Origin of the sequence: Rickettsiales endosymbiont of Stachyamoeba lipophora, assembly GCF_003932735.1 — a bacterium.
In the GTDB taxonomy this organism is placed as follows: domain Bacteria; phylum Pseudomonadota; class Alphaproteobacteria; order Rickettsiales; family 33-17; genus RICK01.
In genome coordinates this window covers 723025-743809 of the sequence record NZ_CP033611.1, presented here as the reverse complement: position 1 = coordinate 743809, position 20785 = coordinate 723025, and the positions used below count along the sequence as shown (strand labels likewise).

Below are 20785 nucleotides of genomic sequence, written 5' to 3'. Positions count from 1 at the left end.
TATCAAAGGAGATAGCTATGACGAATTCATCGACCCAGCAGGAATTACAGAACCAATTATTTAAAGCAGTAAAAGACGGTAATATAGAAAGAACTAAAAAGCTATTAGAGGAAGGTGTAAATCCTAACGTACGGATAATAAAAACAATAACATATAAAAGTAGCATAGAATTGCCGAGGGAGATTATATCTAGAGATGTGTTTTCTAACTTGCTAAGCAACACTTTAAATAACAACCAAAATGAAATAGCAAAATTGCTAATTAAGCATGGTGCTACTTTATATAATTCAGATACTTTAGAAGCTTTGTTAAACTCTATTGATAATGAAGTGCTAACTTACGCTTTAGAAAATAAATTTTTAAATCCTAATCAAGAGAATACTTTTATTATACCATCAGCTTTTGCTAGTGCTAATTTTATTAATAGTATTAATATGGATTCAACAGCGGCTAAAGAAACCTTGCTTACTTATGCGATTAAAAATAAAACTTCTGATAAGGTCAAACTTTTATTGGAGTATGGGGCTGATCCGCTTAAAGCTAACTCTAAAGGTGAGGCGCTAGATAGTTTGCAAGAAAAAGCTAACATTAATCTAGATTTGCCAATAGATGATCACGGGAATACATTTCTACACAAGCTCGCCTTAAATAAATATTGGAATTATCCAAACAAACTGAAATTTCTCTTAGAACATGGTGCAAGCTTGGAAGTAAAAAATAAGGAAGGAAAAACCCCAATTTTTTATGCAAAAGATCAATTTGTTGCAAATACTCTTGTAAGCCAAGGAGCTAACATCCTTGCGAGTGATAATAAAGGTAAAACACCGGTAGATTACTGTTTAGAAACCGAGCAAGGTTATGATAAATTAAATGGGGTCTTTCGATCGCATGTTAAAGATAGCAGGATAGATAATTATATTGAACTTTATAGAGCAATTGAGAGTAAAAATATCAACAATGTAGCATACTTATTAAAAGATGGATGGGTGTATCCAGGAATGAATATAGCTAAAGAAGGACTTACAGGTATGGCATTGACTGAAGCCTGTAAGGTGGGCGATGTAGCTATGCTTAAGTTTTTAGTTGGTCAGCAAGGACTGGATGTAAATACTACCTTTAGTAACTATACTTCGGTGCTTGAATATGTTATTAAAGAATTAAAAGCCAGTCCGGTAATTATTGAGATTTTACTTGATAATGGTGCTAACCCTAATTTTGTAGATAGTAATAATGAAACCCCATTAACTTTAGCGGCTAAAGCTAAGGATGTAGAGTATCAAGAGCAAGTAGTAAAGCTTTTAGTAGATAAGGGTGCAAAAATAGATTTACCAGCAAATCAGGATAATCAAGTTTTACAAAGTTTTATAAATAATCATGCTGATTTGTTTAAAGTAGAATCTTTTCATATACAAAGTGAATTAAATGGTTTGGTTAACATCATTAACCTTGGTAGTAATGGAGATAATCACCAAACTGCCGAAATACAACAAGTTGAACAATTAACTGAGATTAATAGCGGATATAGTTTATAACTATATAGCTACTAAAAGTTTAAATAAAAGGCCTTTTAAAACATCATCTGTTGGTTTATCCCAACAGGGTTAAAGTTAAATAAATGATAGAAAAGCCTAAATTTCTACTAAATTAATCAACTTTAAGGATTGACAAATTAAGAGAATGGCTATAAAAAGCATAAATAATGTGGGGATGTAGCTCAGTTGGTAGAGCACCTGCTTTGCAAGCAGGCTGTCAGCGGTTCGATTCCGCTCTTCTCCACCATTTCTTTAAAAAACTTCTTATGATTCCTTAATTTCTTCTTCTTAATCTAAGCTATATCAAGGTTCTAGCATAAAGCTATCCTTTTTGGTATTTTTGCCTGTAAACAAAAGTAAATAATTGTTGAAAATAGTTATGTTTGCTCTACAGCCCGCATGCCAGTTGGCTGATTAGAAAAGTATACATGTCGCTATCATCTACAAAGATTTTAATAGGTGTTACTCTTTGTTGCTTGTGAATTTTTTAACTGGGCTAGTTTTTAAGTGTATATGTTAACTTTATAACCTTAGTTTAAATTAGATATTACCCTCTTAAGCGCTACGTTGTGCAAAATTTTTAATTTCTATAATTTTATCGTGAATAAAAATAGTTATTTCGTCTAAATCATTAGAAGTAATATTTTTTTTAAAATAGAATAGATCTTTAATAAACTTAGAGAGAACTTCATCAGCAAACACCACAATAGGTCTTATTAAAGCTTGGTTATTTAGATCTAGCTCTTTTAGAGTTTCAATTAATTCTAAAACTTTTCTATCTCCATTTAATAAATAGTTTAATTTTACCATCGGCCGAGTGATTTTTAGAATCATCTTAATTTTGAATTCATTTTCATTGCTATAGAGGCTTTCTAATTTTTTTATATTATTAGTAAGTAAATTTTTATCGCTTGAATAAGCAAAATACAATCGTTCATAGAAAAAATCTAAAGCGTCTTTAGGATTGGTAATAGCAGCAAAGGCAGTATTTACCATTTGTTGTAGGTATTTTTCCAGAAAAAATGCTAATTCATATCTATGCTGCATAGATAAAACCATATCATGTTTTGTTAAATAATTGGTTAATTTTATCTCTAGTAGTCGCCTGTTTACATAGCTCTATAAAATAATGCTGTTCTAATTTTAGTAAACCTTCTTCTTTTATTACAGTTTGATTATTGCCGGTAAAAATTATGTATAAATATTCTGCTATTTTGGCTTTTTCATGCGCGGTATAGATAGATAATAGCTTACTAAATTCATGGTTTTTTACATTTTCAAGGTAAATGCTTTCAGGTAATGTTATTTTCTGGTTGTGAAATTTTAATTCTTCCGCCAACGCTAGCCCTTCATCAAATAAGTTATTAGCGTTCATTACAATTCGAGTATTTTCCTTTTTCAGTAGGCCTTTTTGAATAGCATCAATGGCTGAACTGCTTTGATATCCTTCTAAAATTAGTTTAAATGAGTTTATGATGTTTTTACTTACATCAATGGAGGTGGGATCAAAAAATGCTCTTAAAATCATTTCTTTACATCCGCCCCAGCCTGGTATTAAACCAATATTACTTTCAACTAACCCTACTTTTGTATCAGCATGAATTACTATCCCATGTGAATGAAGTAAGAGTTCACAACCCCCGCCTAAAGCTATATTGCTGGCTAAGGAAATAACAGGAATTTTAGCATATTTTAATTTCTGATGGGTTTTTTGGCCGTAATCTATTAATTTAGCTATAATATCAAAAGCTTGCTGTTCAATTAATTCGCTTAAAATTTTTAAATCTGCACCTGCTGAAAAATGTTGATCATCGCTCAGAATAAATAGAGCATCGTATTTTGATTCAGCTAAATGAATTGCATGTTCCATCATTTCAAAACCATTATAGTCAAGTACATGCATTTTTTTAGAGAATTCTAACCCTAAAATATTTTTGCCTAAATCCCATAATTTAGCAGTACTGTTTTGATGAAGAGGAGCGATATTTTTAGCTTTTAAAGTTTTTAATTTATTATCATTTAGCTCTTTAGCCTGCTGGTATTGACCTTCATGCCAGTAAAAATTATTTTGATAAAAGCTATTTTGATCTACTTCCTTTAATAAATCTGCGCATTCTAAGTTGTCTAATTGGAGTTTAATACTTAAATTTTGGGTGCCGTAAGCATTATCATCTCTTAGGCTGTCTATCAGTTCAAACGGACCGTATTTCCAGCCATAACCAGCTTTCATTGCAATATCAATATCGTTGATATTAAAGGCGCTTTGCGGATAAAGAGTAGCCGCATAGTTAAGTGTAGAGGATAGTACTTCCCAGGCGAACTTACCTATATTACCTGGATAATCTAATAATTCCTTCATATCCTTAAATTTTGTAATACTCTCTATCTCAGGTAATTCTTCATATTCATAGTTTTTAAAGTTTAAAACTAATTCTTGTTTTGTTCCGTTTTCAAGTATTTGTTTCTTGTAAAAACCTTGCTTAGCCTTATTGCCCAATAATTTGTGCGCAATCATATGTTCAATTACCGGCTCGTTTTTGGACATGAGCAAATTATAATTATCTTCCTGCGGTAAATTCTCGATGATTGATTGAGAAATTAGCGGCATTAGATCAACCCCGATTAAATCCCATAATTTAAAAATCCCGGTTTTTGGAATGCCAAAATATTTACTAAGTACTAAATCCGCATGATATGGGTTAATATTGTATTTGATTGCTTTTCTTAACCCCAGCTCTAGCCAAAAGCAGCCTAGCCTATTTGCAATAAACCCAGGGGCATCTTTACATTTAATAATGATTTTACCTAACTTATGATAACAAAAATCCTCAATGGTTTGGGTAACAATATTATTAGTATTTGGGCTCGTGACTAATTCCAGGAGACTTAGATATCTTACCGGATTAAAAAAATGTGTGATTAAAAAATGTGCTTTAAAATTATCACTTACACCTTGGGTTAAGTCATTTAGTTTTATAGTGGAAGTATTGGACGAAATAATACAGTTTGTTTTAAGAAAAGGTGCTATAGTCTGATATAAATTTTTTTTAAGTGATGGTTTTTCAATAATCGCTTCAATTATCCAATCCGCTTCTTGGAGTAAATTTAAATCATCTTCTAAGTTGGCAGGATATATGTGTTTGGCAAGGGATTCGCTCATTAAAGGTTTTAGAGGATCTTTAATAAGCCGTTCAATTGCTTTGAGTGCTAATTCATTGCGATTACCTTCCGCTCCTGCTAAATCAAATAAAATTACACTAGTATCACTATTAGCTAGATGGGCAGCTATTTGGGCTCCCATCACTCCTGAACCAATCACCGCAACTTTTTTTATACTAATCATGTTACTGCTCCAGCAATCTAACCATTAATGGGTTCGAAGGAGTTATGTAAATTTTATTGGTTTTTGTCTTGGTTCCCCAGCCTCTAACCTCAACTCTTTTATTCACCAGTGAAGAAAAATCTTTAAAGCGAATATTCAAATTTTTAAGGAAATTTTTAGGCATCATAATTACTAAATTATTAAATATATTTTTATCTAGATTAATATAATAATGTCCTTGATACAAGGAGATTTTTTGGATTTTTCCTGTCAAGATTAAGAAATTGTGCGATACATGAAGATAGTAACTGTTTTCTTCAAGTTTAGCCTGTTGCCATAAGCCCTGTTTATTGCTACGTGCTATCTGTTCAGCGTTAAGTAAGGCTTGATACCAAAAAGAATTAATAGAAGTTTGTGGATAAAAAACTGCCTGTCCTAATGATAGTAAATTTTCTTGTACAGTCAGGTGCTCTCCAAGAAATTTATAAATCCCTTCGGTTTGATTAAAAATATTAGTTTGCTTGATAAAGATATGAAAGGTTTGGGTTTTAGTTCCTGCCTGTTTTAATTCAGCAGGCAAAAGTATTGCTTGGTACTGTTTATCCTCATGTGCTATATGTACACTTTGAACTTGAGTTTTGTAGGGTTCTGGAGCTTCATTTTCTGAGTTGGTTTTCGAAAATGATTTATTAAATAAAAAATTTTGTTCAGCCGGTAAATAAATATGACTAAGATAATAATCTTTATTATTTATTGTAAAATATTGGCTAGCAAATGAAAAAGTAGGAACAAAAATAAGAAGAAAAAGAAGGGATCTTTTAATCCCTTTCAACATAAATTTCTACTCGTTCTGAATTCTTTAAATTGTCAGTGCCCATAGCTTGCACAGCTATTAAAGAAGAATTATAGTTATTATTAATTAAGTGCTTTCTAACAGAGATAACTCGTTGCAAAGAAATTCTTCTCGCTGCAGAATTATGCTCTTCACCATTATTAGAAGCAAAACCTACAATTTTTAAACGAGATTTTCCATCCAGAATAAGTGGTTTAAGTTGTTCTTGCTGTTCCTTAGAAAGCTCGAAGCTAGCACCTTTAAAATTCAAAGTAATGCTAGAAGGTAGAGGTGTTTTTGATTTTTTACTTACAGCTGAAGATAGTGTTTCTTTTTTAATAGTGCTTGGCTTGCTAGCTGCTGGAGTGGTGATGGCTTCAGACTTGTGAGCAGCTGATGTTGTAGCTTCTGGTTTTACGGTTTCCTTTTTATCAGCCACAGCAGGCTCTGAAACTACATTAGGAAGCTTAGAGGTCTCTATATTATTCACTGTAGGGGCAGCTTTTTTAGTTTCTTTAATGCCGCTTTGGTGGGTAGGAATAATTTGATCTTTCGCTGAAGTTAAATCTTGGGCCTGAATCTTTTGAGGTTCTAAAGGAGTAACTTCCTTTTTCATTTCAATTGTTTGAGGAACATAGATAGGTATAGGTTCAGCTGGATGCATTACTTCAATTGGTTTTGCTTCATCGGCTGGAGGTTGGATTGCTGGAGTGGTTATAGGAGAATTCTCTAGCTGAGTCGGTTGAGTAATTTGTGGTTCGTTAGTTAAGCTAATATGAGGTATAGGTGTATATTCCGGTTGTATTACTGCTTGAATATCTTTAGTTTCAACCGTTTTGGATTTTAAATTTTTGAATTTTTTTGAATTTTTATTAGCTTTTTTAACTTTTTTAATATTTTTCTTTTTACTTTTGTGCTTATTTACATCTTTAATTTGCTTATCAAAATTCTCATACATTGCATTGTTTGAAGCAATTGAGGCAAAACAATAATTTGATAAAGCAAGCGAAGAAATAACAAGTGTATTTAAAAATATCTTTAACATAAGAGTTAGTCTTTTAATTATTCCATTCTATAGGATACATGAATAATTTACTAACGCAACTTGATAGTTAATCATTATCACTAATTTTTAAAGCTGCAATAAAGGCTGATTGAGGAATCTCTACGTTCCCTATTTGCCTCATGCGTTTTTTACCAGCTTTCTGTTTCTCTAAAAGTTTACGTTTTCTGCTGATGTCACCACCATAACATTTGGCTAATACATCTTTTCTTAAAGCCTTAACTGTTTCACGAGCAATTATTTTTCCACCTATTGCCGCTTGAATAGCAATTTGGAATAATTGAGAAGGAATTAAATCTTTTAATCTCTTACAAAGTTCTCTACCTCGATGCTCTGATTTAGATCTATGTACAATAATTGATAAAGCATCAACCGGTTCTGCATTTACTAAAATTGAAAGCTTAACTAAATCGCTTTCTGCATATTCATCCATTTGCCAGTCAAAGCTTGCATAACCTTTGGAACAAGATTTTAAACGGTCATAAAAATCAAATACTATCTCGTTAAGCGGCAGTTTATATACTACCATTGCTCTAGCACCCACATAAGTTAAATCAACTTGTATCCCTCTTTTTTCAGTACAGAGTGCTAAGATTGAACCTAAATATTCGTCTGGTGACATAATAGTTGCTCTAACCCACGGTTCTTCCATAAACTCGATTTTAGTAGTATCAGGCATATCCGAAGGGTTATGAAGTTCTAATACCTCTTTGCTAAGTAAATGTACTCGGTAAATTACACTAGGAGCAGTAGTAATTAGATCTAAATTAAATTCTCGATCTAAACGTTCTTGAATGATTTCTAAATGGAGCAATCCTAAAAAGCCGCATCTAAAACCAAAACCTAAGGCCGATGAAGTTTCCATTTCATATTCAAAACTAGCATCATTAAGTCTTAATTTACCTAAAGATTCTTTTAAATTCTCAAATTCGGAAGCATCAGTAGGATAAAGACCGCAAAATACTACCGGTTGATTTGGTTTAAAGCCTGACAAGGCACGATCACATGGGTTTTTTTCCGTGGTAATAGTATCTCCAACCTTACAATCAGCAACTTCCTTCATTGAAGCGGTGATAAATCCTACTTCTCCGGCATATAAACCCTCAGTTTTGATTTTTTTAGGAGTAAAAATACCCACAGTGTCGACGCTATAAATTGTATTGTTAGACATCATTTTGATTTTCATGTCTTTAGTAATTTTGCCGTCAATGACTCTAAGTAAAATTACTACCCCTAAATAAGGATCATACCAGCTATCAACCAACAGAGCTTTAAGAGGCTTGTTAATATCACCTGTTGGAGCAGGAAGCCTTTCAACAATTCCTTTAAGCACATCTTCTATACCTAAACCGCTTTTAGCTGAGATAGCAATGGCATTGCTAGTATCTAAACCAATTACATCTTCTATTTGCTGCTTAGTGCGATCAATATCAGCCGCTGGCAAATCAACTTTATTTAATACCGGAATGATTTCATGATTATTATCAATTGCTTGATAAACATTGGCTAAAGTCTGGGCTTCAACCCCTTGGCTGGCATCCACTACTAATAATGAACCTTCACATGCAGCTAACGACCGGCTAACCTCATAGGCAAAATCGACGTGGCCAGGTGTATCAATTAAGTTTAAAATATATATCTTGTCATTATGTTGATACTTTAAGCGTACTGTTTGAGCTTTAATAGTAATACCACGCTCTTTTTCAATATCCATCGAGTCAAGCACTTGGGAGGTCATTTCCCTAGATTCTAGGCCTCCACATTTTTCAATCAAACGATCAGCTAGCGTTGATTTGCCATGATCAATATGAGCAATAATAGAGAAGTTTCTAATTAAGTTAATATCATGAGTCATAATTTTTTAAGCACGTAAGGTTGCATCGAGTTTAGAACAAGTATCGATAATCTTATTTGAGATAATATCAATTTCATCGGTAGTTAAAGTATAATTATCTGCTTGTATGGTTACAGAAAAGCCCAGCACTTTTTGGTGTTCACTCAGGCCTTTTAAATTTTCCATATAATCAAATATAGATACGTCTTTTATCAGGTTTTTTTCTACATTTTTAATCGCTACTATTAAATCAGAAGAGTTGAGGTCTTTATTAGTAATTAAAGAAAATCTTCTTTCTATTTTTTGATAATCATTTAGTGTTATTTGTCCTTTATATCCAGCTTTCGATTTAGGATAAGGAATTTCTTCTAAAAACAATTCAAACAGCGCTAAATTTTGTCTGATATCCAGTTGCTTAGCAATTTTTGGATGAATCTCTCCGAAATATCCTAGAGTTTTCTTGCCCAAAGTAATACGGCCTGACTTAGAAGGATGGTAATAGGCTGGCAATTTATCTGCCTCAATTTTAACTTTATTAGCAAGACTAACATGTTCAAGTAAAGTAAATAGATCGGTTTTACTATCTAACCAGTTATATTTATGCTGACCTAGATAATGATTTTTATTTACTAAGCCTGCGCGTATTCCTGCTAATACTTTAGGTTGAGCTTCAGGGGTGGTGCCTAAAAATATTGGACCTAATTCAAAAATGGACTGGTCAAAAATACTTCTATTTTCATTACTTTTGATAATTTTTAAAAGATTAGGTACTATGGTTTTTCTCATCACGTTCAGTTCGCTTGAGATTGGATTGGCTAGTTCAATCTCATCTTGTATCCCAAATATGTTAGAAATGGCTGAGTTCATAAATGACCAGCTAACTACTTCATCAAACCCGATACTAGCTAATAATCTTTTAAATTGATAATGATATTTAGTTTGAGTATCTAGCACTTTGCCAAAATTATCATTAAGCATTGGTAATGGATTAAGCGGAATAGAATCATATCCTATTACTCTGGCTACTTCTTCAACTAAATCTTCTTTAATTGTAAGATCACGTCTGTAACTAGGAGGGGTGATAGCTAAACTTTCTCCCGATACTTCGTACTCACAATTTAGCTTACTGAAAACTTCTATAATTTGCTCTTTATTAACTGCTAACCCTAGCTTACTTTCAATAAACTTGGCATCTATGGTAATGATAGGTAAGTTAATTTCAGCCTGACCCGCAGTTACCGGTAGGCTTGCTTCACCGCCGCAGATCTCTAAAATCAATTGGGTAGCAAGTAAAGAACCAAATTCACCAGATAAAGGATCAATACCTCTTTCAAATCTAAAGCGTGAATCAGAATGGATATTTAAGGCTCTACCTGAATTGATAACGGTTAAAGGAGGGAAGTAGGCGGATTCAAGAAAGATAGCAGTAGTATTAAGCTCACAGCCACTATCTTTACCACCAATAACACCAGCTATTGCTTGAGATGCTTTGCTATCTGCAACGACAGTCACAAGGCTAGTTAAATTGTAGGTTTTATCGTCAAGAGAGGTAAAATTTTCACCATCTTTTGCTTTGCGCACCGTAATGTTGCCGTTTAATTTAGCTGAATCAAAGGCGTGTAAGGGACGAGCAAAGCTTAAATTAATATAATTAGTAATATCTACAATGGCTGATATAGGTTTCATCCCTATTCTAGTAAGCAAATTTCCTAGCCATTTAGGAGATTGGGTGTTTTGTATATTTTTAATATACCTGCCCACAAAATGTTTACATATTTCGGTATCTTCTATTGTTACCTTAATGGGTGATTCATAGGAGCCTTTGATCTCATTAATTTCTAAAGGTTTTAGGTTGCCTAAGCCGAGTGCGCTTAAATCTCTAGCAATGCCATATACCCCTAAACAGTCCGGGCGGTTGGGAGTAACTTCCACCTCAATTACCGGATCGTTTAATCCTTGATAATCAATAAATCTACTACCGATAGGAGCTTGTGTATCTAGTTCAATAATGCCGTCGCTATCAGTACCTAAACCAAGTTCGCTGGCTGAACATAGCATGCCTTGGCTTAATTCTCCTCTGATTTTTGACTCTTTAATTTTTAAATTGTTACTAGGAATAATCGCATCAATGGGTGCAAGTGCTACTTTGATACCCGCTCTAGCATTCGGAGCGCCACAAACGATATCTAAGATTTTTTCACCGTCAAATACTTTGCAAACTCTTAATGAATCAGCATTAGGATGAGGCTTAGCCTCTTGTATTTCAGCAATTTTAAAATAATGATGGGTAGATGTTAAATCTTCAACTTCTTCGACTTCTAAGCCTAATTTAACTAATCCATCACAAATTGCCTGAATATCAGCTTCGGTATCTAAAAATTTTTTAAGCCAGGATAAAGTAAATCTCATGCGCTTAATCCTCCAATCAAACTTGGAATGTCAAATCCTTTAAAATTATAATGATCTAGCCATCTTTGGTCACCTTCAAAGAAGGTTCTTAAATCGCTTATACCATATTTAAGCATGGCTGGTCTTTCTACGCCCATGCCAAAAGCAAAACCTTGATATTTAGTGCTATCAATGCCACAACTTTCTAACACATTAGGATGCACCATGCCGCAACCTAAAATTTCCATCCATTTATCACCTTCGCCAATTTTAAACTCATTGCCGTTACGTGAATAACTAATATCAACTTCCGCCGAAGGTTCAGTAAATGGGAAATAATGCGGTCTTAGCCTCATTGGAATATTATCTTTTTCAAAAAACATTTTTAAAAATTCATTCAGTAAATATTTTAAATGGCCCATATTAATATTAGTGTCAATGCATAAACCTTCAATTTGATGGAACATTGGAGTATGAGTCATGTCCCAATCGCATCTATAAGTACGGCCGGTGGAAATTATTCTAAAAGGTGGTTTACTATTAGTCATGGTTCTTATCTGCACATTAGAAGTATGCGTTCTAAGTAACAACCCCTCTTCCTTTAGATAAAAAGTATCATGCATTTGCCTTGCAGGATGAGTTTCAGGAATGTTTAAAGCAGTAAAATTGTTAAAATCAGTATCAATTTCAGGGCCTTGAACCAATTTGAAACCGAAATATCCAAAAATGTTAACAATTTCCTCTATAGTGCGGCTGATGGGATGCAAAGAACCAATTTTGTGTGGCTTAGGTGGTAAGGTAATATCCACTTTCTCTTGATTAAGCTTGTTCGCTAACTCTTGCTCTTCTAAGCTTAGTTTGTGGGCTTCAACATTATCAGAAATTAAATTTTTATAATGGTTAACTTGAGCGCCATATTCTTTTTTATGCTCAGAGGCTATGTTTTTTATATTACCCATAGCAAGAGTGATAAAGCCATTTTTGCCTAATGCCTCAGCTTTTATTTGATCAAGCTCTGCAAGTTTGCTAGATTTTTTTATTCTCTCAATGAGTGATTCACTAAGCTTATTTAAATCATCCATTTAATAACCATTCATTATAAATTGCTGTTAATTTTAATTCGCTACTAGCTATAAATTATTTGTGCTAACGTAAAATAAATACCAATGCCAAAAATAATATTAAAAGGAACGTTAATCCCTAAAGTGGAAACTAGCGATAAGGTTGGACTGGCCTCAGGAAGAGAAGCTTTCATTGCTGCAGGAACTGCAATATATGAAGAGCTTGCCGCCATAACGCCGAGCAATGTTCCTCCGCCGAGCGATAAACCACACAGCTTACCGAGATAGATACCTATTAAAGCAAAAGGAATTGGAACCGCTAAATTGAAAATAATTAAAAAGCTACCAATTTTTCTAATCTCATGAAATTTGGTGGCGGCTACAATACCTTTTTGTAATAAGAATAAGCATAAAACTCCTTTAAAAGGAGTTTCAAAAAAATATTTGATATCCTGAGTATGGTTCTTATCCATGGTCATCCCAATGGTAATTCCGCCAATGAGTAAAATTAAGCTTTTAGTGCTAAGTGCTTTTCTTAATGCTTTAAAAATATGGCTAATCTTTCCAGAACGCTTAATATAGACCATACAAAGCGCTATAATAATGGAAGGCACCTCTAAGATAGCAACTAAAGCTGTCATGAAAGGTTCATATTCAATTTGCATAATCTGTAAAAAACTGATGGCTGCCATAAAAGTAACCACCGAAACTGAACCGTAATGAGCAGCAATTGCTGCAGAATTGATAAAGTCTAGTTTGCCTACTAACTTCAGCAAAAAGAAAGCTATAAAGGTGGTTAACAAAGCAATAGCAATGGTAGCAAACACGGGCAAAGTAAAGTTGCTTAAATCGCTGCTAGCAATTTTTATTCCGCCTTTGATCCCAATAGCTAATAACAAATAGATAGCTATAGCATCATATACTACATCAGGCAGGGATAAGTTGCTTTTAAAGATAGTGGCAATAATACCTAGAATAAAACACATTATAGCGGGATTAAGCAAATTAACATGAATAAAGCTTAATAGATCCATTAATTACTTACTCCTAACAAGACGGGATTGTTCTCTTTTCCATTCACGCTCTTTAATGGTTTCACGTTTATCGATATTTTGTTTACCTTTGGCGAGAGCTAAGGTTACCTTGGCCATTCGCTTGCCATTAAAGTAAATTTCAAGTGGAATTAAGCTATAACCTTTAATTTTAACTTTGCCAATCAATTTATTAATTTGCTTACGATGTAACAACAGTTTTCGTGCTCTTTTCGGCTCGTGATTAAATTGGTTGGCCCCTTTATATTCAGAGATGTGTGCCTGCATTAGATAAATTTCATTGTTTTGTTCAATAGCATAAGCTTCGTTGATATTGGCTTTACCTTCTCTTAAAGACTTAACTTCGCTGCCTATTAATACAATACCGACTTCAAAGCTTTCTTCGATAAAATAATCAAAACGAGCTTTTCTATTAGATGCAACGATAATTTTATTGGGGTTTTTCTTAGAGCTCATAAAACTTTTTCAACTCATTTAAAATTTTAGGCTGAGATTCCGTTGATAGCTGGGTAAGAGGTGCTCTTAAGATGTTTTTACATAAACCGATTTTACTTAAAGCAAATTTGGTGGGTATAGGGTTAGTCTCGCTAAATAATAGATTGGTAAATTTAAACAAATGATCATATATCGTTTTGGCTTGTTCTACTTTATTATCAAAGTATAGATTGTTCATCTCTACTACTAAATCAGGAAGGATATTGCTTAACACTGAAATGGTTCCGCATGCTCCTAGCAGGTAGCTTGGTAAAGACAGTGCATCGTCTCCACAAAATATCCTAAAATCCTTGCCTATTTGAGAAAGTGTATGAAATCTGAGGATTTCATTAGTAGATTCCTTAATGCCAATAATATTACCAAAATCTTTATATAATCGTTCAATAATCTCAATTTCCAAATTTACATTAGTTCGACCTGGAATGTTGTAAATAATAATTGGAATATTAATGTTTTTAGCAATCGCAGCAAAATGCTCATATAACCCTTGTTGGGTAGGTTTATTATAATAAGGGCATACTACTAAAACAGCATTAGCGCCGTACTTTTGGGCAAGCTGAGCTTTAAGGATGGCTTTCTTGGTTGAATTACTGCCCGCTCCTATAATTAAGGGGCAAGTGCCTGCTTTGGCTTTGGTTGCTTTTATTAGCTCAATTAGCTCATCATCTGTTATGTTGGGTGATTCACCAGTAGTGCCATTTACTACCAGGCCTGAAATTTTGTTATCAACCTGCCAGCCAACAATTTTTTCTAAAGATTCAAAATCTATAGAATAATCTTCATTGAAAGGGGTTATTAATGCAGTGATAGGACCTTGAAGTTTCATAATCATTAAATAAAAGTACTTTTTAGCAGATAGATTAACATTCTTGCAAAATTTTACAATGTTAGATTTTAATTTTTATAGTTATGCCATAATTTATGCATGATTATTTCCCGAGATTTTAACAGCATAAGCAAACTTAAAGCGCTACAAATGCCGATTTCTACTGGACTATAGCTAGTATTACTAAAGCTCCATATACTAGCGCTGGTAGTGCTGGTAAGCATTATTATAATGGCAGCTTTGCTGCTTAGTGAAATTTTACAATAATAACAGAGCATTAAAATAATCAATCCTGGTATGCTAATACTGCCTAAATAATACCACACATCAATGATTGAGGTAAACATCTGAGCTATTAAAAAATTGAAGACAATCACGAGCAGGTTAATAGTAAGGCTGCTATGCTTTTGCTTTAAAATATCAAAGCTTAAAGTATGGATATTACTATAAGTATAACTAACCGCAGAAGATAAAGAAATAGACAGAATAGCTATGTTAAAGAAGGTGTTTATCCAATGCGGCATAAGAGATTTGCTAATTGCTAATAAGCTTAGAGCTGGTTGCGATAAATTAGGAGAAAATATTTTAGCCAAACCAGTGCAGTATATGGCGCAAAAATCAAAAATAATAAAAAATATTAGTGATCCAATAATCCCTTTAACAGCCGTTTGATTATCCTTACACATCTTGACTCTAAAAAAGAAATTAGGATCAATAATAGTAGAGCTGGCTATTACATAGCAAGAAATAAGCTTATGTAGATCTTTAGCTTCGAATGTAGCTGGAAAATAGCTAATGGGAGTAGTAAATGAGGTGGTATTAAATTGGCAGAATATAAACAGACTAACAAGCCCTAGATACATCATACAAAAATCAATAAAATTAGAAATTTTAACCGAGTTAAAGCTCTTAATGCTAATCGTGATAAAAATATAAGTACAAATGGCAATAGAAGCTACTAGCTTAGAAACCCCAGTAACATAAGACAGCAGAAAAGAAGACATGAGTATATAAGTTGCAGGGCTAGTATGCAGCATAATTAAAACAGAAGCGATTTTGCCGGTTAAGCTGCTGTAATGATTAGCAAAAAGCTCGGGTATAGTTAAATAAGAGCTGTTACGAATTTTATTAATAAAAATTAACAGTAAAATTAAATAACAATGATAAGGTGCTGAAAATGATAGCCAGCCAATAATACCTTTATTATAATAAAACTCACTCACGGCAAGTATGCCCCCATACCAAGTAGGTACGATAGTAGCGATAAATCCAAAAGTACTTAGGGTAATTTTGTTTGTTTTTCTGCTAAAACGATTTAATAGATAATTGAACGATAGGCTAAAAATAAGATAATAGAAAATAGCATGGTTTAACATCTGACTCTCCCTACGCAAGTGTTAACGTGTTCAGGTTCTAAGGGTCTAAAGCTACCTTGTTAAAGCTCATTCTCAACTACTTAAGGTGTAGTTCCCCCGGTTTATATGTCTGATATTACTTATGTAAAATTATAAATCAATAGGCTTTTCTTAGTTTAACAAATGATTTTGGAGCGAACTCAATTTGGGATAATCATTGATGCTTAATAAATTATGTTCCTCGCCTGCATTTTTGTTATGAAGCTTTTTTGTTTTCTGGGTTTCTAGGAAAGTAATTTTATAAGATCTATAATTCTTTGGTTTTAAATTTATTTAGAAACAATGATAAACAGCCGAAAATAATAATTAGCAGGGTATAGCTGGAAATTAGCCCGGTTTTTTTATAAATAGCCATTGATATAGCTGGAGAAGAAGCGCCAATTTGTGCGCCGATTGCATAACCAAGAGAGACATATTTGTAACGCTGTTTAACCATAAACTGGGAGATATACCAAGGATGGAGCGCGCAATAAAAGGCTGCGGTTATAAGAATAATTACTACTTTTGAGAAGAACATTAGATAAATATTCTTATAATAAAATAAACAAAATAGCGGATATGCTAGGAATACTGCAAGCTTGATTGATAATGACAGCATTACTTTAGGAGTTAGCCTATCAGTTAAAATTCCCATAAAAGGTAAAGAGATAGTATAAATTAACAACGAAAGGGTATTTAGATACAGAATTTGAGAGGTGGGTATGTTAGTTGCAAGCGGAATAAAGGTAACTATTAGCACACTAGGTACCATATATAGAATGCGCGCAAACGCTGAGATAGCAATTAAATTGATTAATTTCCGTACCGGAAGTTTGTCATCTTTAAGGTCTGCTGCATTTTTAAATGCAGGTGTTTCACTGGTTTTATATCTTAAATATACTGCACAAATAGCGGTAATAAAACCAAAGAAATAAGGTACCCTCCAATATTCGATACCGGCTTTCATTATTACGGCCGAGGTAAATGAACCTAGAAAAATACCAAGCCCGGTAAAAGTACAATAAAAACCACTGGCCCTACCAAGATAGCCGGTTTTGCTGTGCTCTAGCATAAAGATAGGGCCGCCATTTGATTCACCTGATAGGAAAAAAACTTGAGCCATACGCGTTAGCAATAAAAAAACAGGTGCATAAATTCCTACGGTTTCATAAGTGGGGAGTAATCCCATGAGCAAAGTTGCACCACCCATACCGATCATAGAAATAAGTAATGCTCTTTTTCTACCATATTTATCACCAATCTGTCCTATTATATAAGCGCCAAAAGGTTTAGATAAATAAGTTATAGGATAAGTTGAGAACATTAAAATCATACCGCTTACCGGATCATAATTCGGAAAGAATAAAGGTGCCAAAAAGGGAGCCATAAACCCATAAAGGCTAGCATCAAAATGCTCAAATAAAGTTCCTAACAAAATGGAATTTTGATTTTTATTAGTAAAAAAATATTTAAGCTGGCGGTAAAGTAAAGCTAACATTGCTAATATTTTATTATAGTTTAATGGTAATACAATATTATTTTCCTACTATATGAATTAATTTTAATAAAGCAACGTGAAGCTTTTTAATAAATCTTTTATTGATATTATTAGCGGATGTTTAGCTAATAAGGTTAAATATCTTTACCATTTATTAATTGTGTGTTAATTTACCGTAATCATAATAAGAATGAAATATGGCTTTTCTAATGAATAATACTATCAAGGTGGCAACTGAGAGAGGACGTTTTAAAGATATAACATTTAAAGATATACCAAGGGATGTATATTCAGAACATATTTTACCACATCTTAATACAGGCAAATTATATAAAGCAAGGTCGGCAAGTCGCTTCTTTCGGCAAGCAATAGGCGATTATTATACCAAATTTGTTAGACCGGACCATTTTGTTAAGAAAGATACAGTCTACTGCCTTAAAGACATTAAAATGGACATCATTTATTCAATAGATGCCATGGATCTTGATGTAGCTCAAAAGCAACAAAGAAAAAATGATATAATGCGCATTTGGAATTGGCTACAACAACAAGGTGAAACTGTAAGTGTTTGGCAATGGTTGCGCCAAGGTGTATGGAAATTGCTGCGGCAAGATGCAATTGATCAAGAGGAAGACTTATCAAAGATTGAGCCCATCTGTAGTGATGAAGTAATAATTTCAACTTATTATTTGGGCACAGATACGTCCGTAAAAATATATCCCCTGCTGATAAAATTATATCCTAACTTAAAGAGAAGTATCCGGGTTACCAAAGGCTCTATCGAGCTGTTGACTAAGGAAATTCAGAATAATGTAGAATTGGCTGATAGCATATACGCTATTGACTGTTCTTGGCAACGCAATAAAGAGTTAAATGCAAACAGATCCAACATTATTGCATTAATCTCTCAATTGCATCACTGTAGTAATTTGCGCACTCTTAGCTTAATGAATAATGACCTAGGAACTGTGGATGCCAGCAATTTTACCAACTTATCCGCAGCTTTATCAACCTTAAAAAGTTTACGTACTCTTGAGTTAGCAAATAACAATCTAAGCGAAATGGATGCTGGTAAGCTTGCCAGCTTATCAGCAGCTCTATCAGCCTTAAAAAACTTGTGTACTCTTAATTTGCGCAGCAACCAGCTAGGGAGCCGGAACGCTGATAGCCTAGCCAATTTAGCAGTAGCTATACAGAACTGCTCTAAGCTTCATACTCTTGATTTGAGCGACAACCAGCTAGGGAGCTGGAACGCTGATAGCCTAGCCAATTTAGCAGTAACTTTATCAGGCTTACAAAACTTGAGCACTTTTAATTTAAGGTATAACAAGCTGGGAGCACGCCAAGCTGGAATCCTAGTAGGACCTCTCCAAGGTTGTCCTAAGCTTCATACTCTTGATTTATGGGGTAACAAGCTAGGAGAGGAGGATGCTGAAGGTCTATCTAGCCTGGCAGAAGCTTTGTCAGGTTTAAAGAATTTGCGTAGCCTTGCTTTGGGTGGCAATAAGCTATATGAAGTTGATGGCGATGCCTTTGCCAATTTGATGGGAGCTCTATCAGCCTTAAAAAATTTGCACACTCTTGATTTACATTTGAATCGTATAGACGCTAGAAGAGCTCTAATTATTATAGAGGCTCTCCAAGATTGTCCTAAGCTTCATACTCTTGATTTATCCTGGAACAATTTAGTATGGGGGAGAATAGAACTAGGAGTGCGTAGGAGGTATGTACGCAATTACAGTAAGGAGGATTTTACCAATTTTGCAGAAGCGTTATTAAAATTAAAAGGATTACATACTCTTGAATTAGGTGGGAATGGCATCTCAAAAGCACAAGCTATTATAACAATAACAGCCTTATCTCAACACACTAACATAAACTCTCTTTATTTTACCGGCATTCCAGAGGATTTTGCTAAAGAGCTAGGTAGAGTGGCGGGCAACATACCAAATCACCCGGTTGAGATTATTTCTAGGGATAGTAGGGAGCAGAATGCTTTTGAGCAAGCTAGGAAGGCACAACAGTTAAGCTATAGAGAAAAACTGCAACCGATCTTAAATAAAGCTAAAATTTTAGCTGCTTTTGTAATACCGGTGGTAGCGATAGCGGCCCTAATGTATATTGCAGGACGTTATATTCCAGCTTTAAACAGTACTTTTAGCTTTGTTGGTAAAGCTAGTGGTAAAGTTACGGATGCGGCAAGGTATGTTGTACCAAAATGTTTAGCCGAAAAAATTGAAAATATTACACCCAAAGAATTTTTAAGTAGAATAATAAAAACCAGCAAAACCACAGGCATAGGTCTTTAGTAAGTTGCTTCTTATTATATGTCATAATATAATGAAGACTGCTTGGTAGGTGGCATTTTTATGCTATGTGGTGCGTGAAGATAAGAGCAATTAAGCCTTAAAGTTCAAATTAGCAAGATTGATCTAAATATTATTAAATAAATTTTGATTTTGCTAGGAATATAGGTTATTTTATTGCTTAGCAAAAACATATTTGTAAAAAATAATTTCCAAAATAATAAAAAATAAAGCCGCTATAGCTCAGCTGGTAGAGCAACGCTTTCGTAAAGCGTGGGTCGGGGGTTCGAATCCCTTTGGCGGCACCATTATAAGGCATCAATAATGCATAAAAATACTAAATTAGCTGTATTAACAATAGGAGTGCTAGGTGTAATTTTTATTATCAGTAAGTTCCTATCTACTTCTAGTGAATCTTCAGACAATGCATACTTAAAAGCAAATATAATTCCAGTGGCTGCAAAAGTGGATGGGTTTATTTCCAAAATTAATTTTAGCGATAATGCACAAGTTGAACAAGATGAGATCTTATTTGAGATTGATGCTAAAGATTATACGAATAAGCAAATAATTGCTGCAAGCGAACTCCAAATTGCTGAAGCAGATTTAAGCCTAGCTGAAAAAGAATTAAGGCGGGCTAAACAGTTAAAAAAGGATGATTTTGCTTCTGAAAAAGCTTTAGACCAAGCTGCTAACAAAGTTAATAATGCTGTAGCTATTGTAAATAAAGCTAGGGCTAAGGCTGAACTACAGCAGGATAATCTAAACCATACCAAAGTAAGAGCTCAAACTAAAGGGGTGGTTAATAATCGAGCGGTAGCTCCAGGCCAGCTAGTTAGAGTAGGTCAGATGCTTGCATATTTGGTGGATGATCAAAATTTTTGGGTTGAAGCAAATTTAAAGGAAACCCAGCTTAAAAATTTAAAACCTGGTCAAAAAGTTGAGATTAAGCTTGATGCATATCCGGGTAAGAAATTTATGGGTAGGGTAGAAGGTATTGCTAAAGCTACTGGTGCTGATTTTAGTATTTTACCGCCTGAAAATGCTACCGGAAATTTTACTAAAATTATCAGACGGGTGCCGGTGAAGATTGGGTTTGATAAATCGCAGGATTTAGCCTTGTTAAAATCAGGCCTTTCTGCAACTATAAAAATATACACCAACTAGCTTCAAAAAGTATCT

The 20785-nt window shown here is 33.9% G+C and carries 15 protein-coding genes, 2 tRNA genes and 1 riboswitch; of the genes, 5 read left to right on the top strand and 12 right to left on the bottom strand.

The genetic code is table 11. The features are described from left to right. Window positions 1-17: 17 nt before the first annotated feature. Together EF513_RS03375 and EF513_RS03370 are read left to right on the top strand one after the other, a co-directional pair. Window positions 18-1532 (top strand): ankyrin repeat domain-containing protein, encoded by a 1515-nt coding sequence (locus EF513_RS03375; RefSeq protein WP_125216007.1) that lies wholly within the window; start codon window positions 18-20, stop codon window positions 1530-1532. A 171-nt stretch (window positions 1533-1703) separates the two neighbouring features. Next, a tRNA-Ala gene (locus EF513_RS03370) sits at window positions 1704-1779 on the top strand. Between the two features lie 308 nt (window positions 1780-2087). Here the strand turns inward: EF513_RS03370 and EF513_RS03365 are convergent. The 12 genes from EF513_RS03365 to EF513_RS03310 all read right to left on the bottom strand — a co-directional run bounded on the left by EF513_RS03365 (window position 2088) and on the right by EF513_RS03310 (window position 17297). Further along, window positions 2088-2579 (bottom strand): hypothetical protein, encoded by a 492-nt coding sequence (locus EF513_RS03365; protein ID WP_125216006.1) that lies wholly within the window; start codon window positions 2577-2579, stop codon window positions 2088-2090. 13 nt (window positions 2580-2592) lie between these two features. Next, window positions 2593-4875, bottom strand: coding sequence for a 3-hydroxyacyl-CoA dehydrogenase/enoyl-CoA hydratase family protein (locus tag EF513_RS03360; RefSeq protein WP_125216005.1), 2283 nt, complete (start codon window positions 4873-4875; stop codon window positions 2593-2595). Between the two features lies 1 nt (window position 4876). After that, window positions 4877-5689 carry a hypothetical protein gene (locus EF513_RS03355; RefSeq protein ID WP_125216004.1) on the bottom strand — a complete coding sequence of 271 codons (813 nt, stop codon included), beginning with the start codon at window positions 5687-5689 and terminating at the stop codon, window positions 4877-4879. Beyond that, window positions 5673-6731, bottom strand: coding sequence for an OmpA family protein (locus EF513_RS03350; protein ID WP_125216003.1), 1059 nt, complete (start codon window positions 6729-6731; stop codon window positions 5673-5675). The genes EF513_RS03355 and EF513_RS03350 overlap by 17 nt, the downstream gene beginning before the upstream one ends. A gap of 67 nt (window positions 6732-6798) precedes the next feature. Beyond that, window positions 6799-8604, bottom strand: a complete 1806-nt coding sequence (lepA, locus tag EF513_RS03345; RefSeq protein ID WP_125216002.1) for a translation elongation factor 4 — start codon at window positions 8602-8604, stop codon at window positions 6799-6801. Window positions 8605-8610: 6 nt separating this feature from the next. Beyond that, window positions 8611-10992 carry a phenylalanine--tRNA ligase subunit beta gene (gene pheT / locus EF513_RS03340; RefSeq protein ID WP_125216001.1) on the bottom strand — a complete coding sequence of 794 codons (2382 nt, stop codon included), beginning with the start codon at window positions 10990-10992 and terminating at the stop codon, window positions 8611-8613. After that, window positions 10989-12053 carry a phenylalanine--tRNA ligase subunit alpha gene (gene pheS / locus EF513_RS03335; RefSeq protein WP_125216000.1) on the bottom strand — a complete coding sequence of 355 codons (1065 nt, stop codon included), beginning with the start codon at window positions 12051-12053 and terminating at the stop codon, window positions 10989-10991. The genes pheT and pheS overlap by 4 nt, the downstream gene beginning before the upstream one ends. A gap of 44 nt (window positions 12054-12097) precedes the next feature. Beyond that, window positions 12098-13066: a sodium-dependent bicarbonate transport family permease gene (locus EF513_RS03330; RefSeq protein WP_125215999.1), complete on the bottom strand. Its 969-nt coding sequence runs from the start codon at window positions 13064-13066 to the stop codon at window positions 12098-12100. A 3-nt stretch (window positions 13067-13069) separates the two neighbouring features. Next, window positions 13070-13540: an SsrA-binding protein SmpB gene (smpB, locus tag EF513_RS03325; RefSeq protein ID WP_125215998.1), complete on the bottom strand. Its 471-nt coding sequence runs from the start codon at window positions 13538-13540 to the stop codon at window positions 13070-13072. Then, window positions 13530-14405: a 4-hydroxy-tetrahydrodipicolinate synthase gene (dapA, locus tag EF513_RS03320; protein WP_164503813.1), complete on the bottom strand. Its 876-nt coding sequence runs from the start codon at window positions 14403-14405 to the stop codon at window positions 13530-13532. The genes smpB and dapA overlap by 11 nt, the downstream gene beginning before the upstream one ends. A gap of 68 nt (window positions 14406-14473) precedes the next feature. Continuing rightward, on the bottom strand, window positions 14474-15781 hold the full coding sequence (locus tag EF513_RS03315; protein WP_125215996.1) for an SLC5/6 family protein: 1308 nt from the start codon (window positions 15779-15781) through the stop codon (window positions 14474-14476). Next, a riboswitch (TPP riboswitch) is annotated at window positions 15772-15889 on the bottom strand. (Overlaps the previous gene by 10 nt.) 178 nt (window positions 15890-16067) lie before the next feature. After that, on the bottom strand, window positions 16068-17297 hold the full coding sequence (locus EF513_RS03310; RefSeq protein ID WP_125215995.1) for an MFS transporter: 1230 nt from the start codon (window positions 17295-17297) through the stop codon (window positions 16068-16070). 209 nt (window positions 17298-17506) lie between these two features. Here EF513_RS03310 and EF513_RS03305 point away from each other — a divergent pair, with 209 nt between their 5' ends. The 3 genes from EF513_RS03305 to EF513_RS03295 all read left to right on the top strand — a co-directional run bounded on the left by EF513_RS03305 (window position 17507) and on the right by EF513_RS03295 (window position 20770). Continuing rightward, window positions 17507-19606: a leucine-rich repeat domain-containing protein gene (locus EF513_RS03305; RefSeq protein WP_164503812.1), complete on the top strand. Its 2100-nt coding sequence runs from the start codon at window positions 17507-17509 to the stop codon at window positions 19604-19606. A 229-nt stretch (window positions 19607-19835) separates the two neighbouring features. Then, window positions 19836-19911, top strand: a tRNA-Thr gene (locus tag EF513_RS03300). A gap of 16 nt (window positions 19912-19927) precedes the next feature. Next, window positions 19928-20770 (top strand): HlyD family secretion protein, encoded by an 843-nt coding sequence (locus EF513_RS03295; protein ID WP_125215993.1) that lies wholly within the window; start codon window positions 19928-19930, stop codon window positions 20768-20770. Window positions 20771-20785: the final 15 nt, after the last annotated feature.